This window comes from Brevundimonas diminuta ATCC 11568, from assembly GCF_000204035.1.
Taxonomy (GTDB): Bacteria; Pseudomonadota; Alphaproteobacteria; order Caulobacterales; family Caulobacteraceae; genus Brevundimonas; species Brevundimonas diminuta.
On the sequence record NZ_GL883086.1, the window covers coordinates 2,105,203 to 2,107,043 of the forward strand.

General features: G+C 70.7%; 2 protein-coding genes and 1 pseudogene. 2 read left to right on the top strand and 1 reads right to left on the bottom strand.

Features of this window, described 5'->3' with window-relative positions; all coding sequences use genetic code 11:
* Positions 1 to 413 (top strand): annotated as a pseudogene (locus tag BDIM_RS14070) (DNA polymerase III subunit gamma/tau); the annotation flags it as partial.
* Here the strand turns inward: BDIM_RS14070 and BDIM_RS14075 are convergent.
* A complete protein-coding gene (locus BDIM_RS14075; RefSeq protein WP_003166264.1) occupies positions 414 to 1,136 on the bottom strand; it encodes a 3-deoxy-manno-octulosonate cytidylyltransferase in 723 nt (240 codons plus the stop codon).
* 133 nt (positions 1,137 to 1,269) lie between these two features.
* On the opposite strand from BDIM_RS14075, the gene BDIM_RS18140 reads away from it, so the two are divergent.
* The coding region (locus BDIM_RS18140) for a c-type cytochrome (RefSeq protein WP_248601222.1) at positions 1,270 to 1,841 on the top strand (572 nt) is incomplete at its 3' end.

Below are 1,841 nucleotides of genomic sequence, written 5' to 3' on the forward strand. Positions count from 1 at the left end.
ATCCGCAGAGCTTCGAGGCCGTGGTCGCCCTGATCGGCGAGAAGCGCGAGATCACCCTGCAGATGGACGTGGAGCGCTACGTCCGCGTGGTCAGCTTCCGCCCCGGCGCCATCACCTATGAGCCGGCCGAGGGCTCGCCCCATGATCTGGCGCGGCGTCTGGCCGGGCGGCTCAAGGAATGGACCGGCCGCACCTGGCTGATCGCCGCCAACGGACAGGGCGGCGGCGAGACCCTGATCGAGGTCGAGAAAAAGGCCCGCGCCGCGCGCCGCGCGGCGGTCGAGGCGGACCCCTTCGTGGTGTCGATCATGCAGGCCTTCCCCGGCGCCGAGATCAAGGAGATCGTCACCCTGGCCCCGGCCGTCGAGATGCCCGCCATCCCCGACGACGGCGAGGCGGGCGACGACGACTGATCAGGCCAGCGCCCGCGCCGCCTCCAGGTCCGCCGGGTTGTCCACGGACAGCGGCGCCGCTTCGATCACCGAAGCCCAGATCTGCAGCCCCATCTCCAGGGCGCGCAGCTGCTCCAGCTTTTCGCGCTTCTCCAGCGGCGACGGCGGGGCGGCGCAGAAGCGGGCCAGGGCTTCGCGGCGGTAGCCGTAGATGCCGACGTGACGCCAGACCGGGCCCTCCCCGTACAGCGTCGAGCGGGTGAAGTAGAGGGCGCGGCCGCTCGTCCCGCCGTCCGGCAGGGCCAGCACCGCCTTGACCACATCGGGATTGGCCCGGTCCGAGACGTCCGCCTCGGTCGCGACCAGGGTGGCGATGTCGCAGGCTGATTCGCGCGCCAGCAGCGCGGCGCAGGCTTTCGCCAGGTCCGGCGAGGCGAACGGCATGTCGCCCTGGATGTTGATGACCACCTCATGGGCGCCGTCGGGATCGACCGCCTGGGCGGCCGCCAGGATGCGGTCCGAACCGCTGGGCAGGTCGGGATCGGTCAGCACCGCCTCGCCGCCCGCCGCCTGCACCGCCGCGACGATCTCCGGATCGCCCGCCGCCACGGCGACGCGGAAACCCGAGGCCATGGCCTGCTCCCACGCCCGCACGATCATCGGCTTGCCGCCGATGTCCGCCAGGGGTTTGCCGGGCAGACGGGTGGCCGCCATGCGAGCGGGTATCATTATCAGCGGATTCATGGTCGCCTAGCGCCTTGAAAGCGCCCGGAAGCGTCCGGGCCGGTTGCGAAGGTCGCGCTAGCGTGTAAGAGACGCCCACGCAAGAATACGCCTGAACGCCGCTTCGCGGTCGGGGGGCTCACCTAGAGACGGGATGCGACGACGCGGAATGAGCGGCGATCTGAAGTGGAACAAGATTATGGGCGCGTGCCTGGGCACCGCCTTTGCGATCCTGGTGGTCCAGCAGGTTTCGGGCATGGTCTACCACACCAAGCAGCCCGAGAAGATGGGCTACTTCGTCGACGCGCCGGATGAAGCGGCTGCGGGCGCGGCCGAAGCCGCCCTGCCGATCGACTGGGGCACGGTCCTGCCGACCGCCGACCTGGCCGCCGGCGAAGCCGCCTTCGCGCGCTGCCAGGCCTGCCACACCGTCAACTCGGGCGGCGCCGACGGCATCGGCCCGAACCTGTTCGCCGTGGTCGGCGGCCCCGCCATGCACCGCGCGGGCTTCGCCTATTCGGACGCCATGGCCAAGCACAAGGCCGAGGCCCCGACCTGGAACTATGACGAGCTGGATCACTTCATCAACGCGCCGGGCCGCTATGTGCCGGGCACCAAGATGTCCTTCGCCGGCATCCGCGACGAGAAGACCCGCATCAACCTGATCGCCTGGCTGCGCACGCAAGGCTCGGCCGGTTTCGCCATCCCGGCGCCGGACCCCGCCCG

What these genes read in the sequence shown, in the direction of transcription:
- BDIM_RS14075 (WP_003166264.1), bottom strand. Translation starts at nt 1,136, where the DNA reads ATGAATCCGCTGATAATGATACCCGCTCGCATGGCGGCCACCCGTCTG.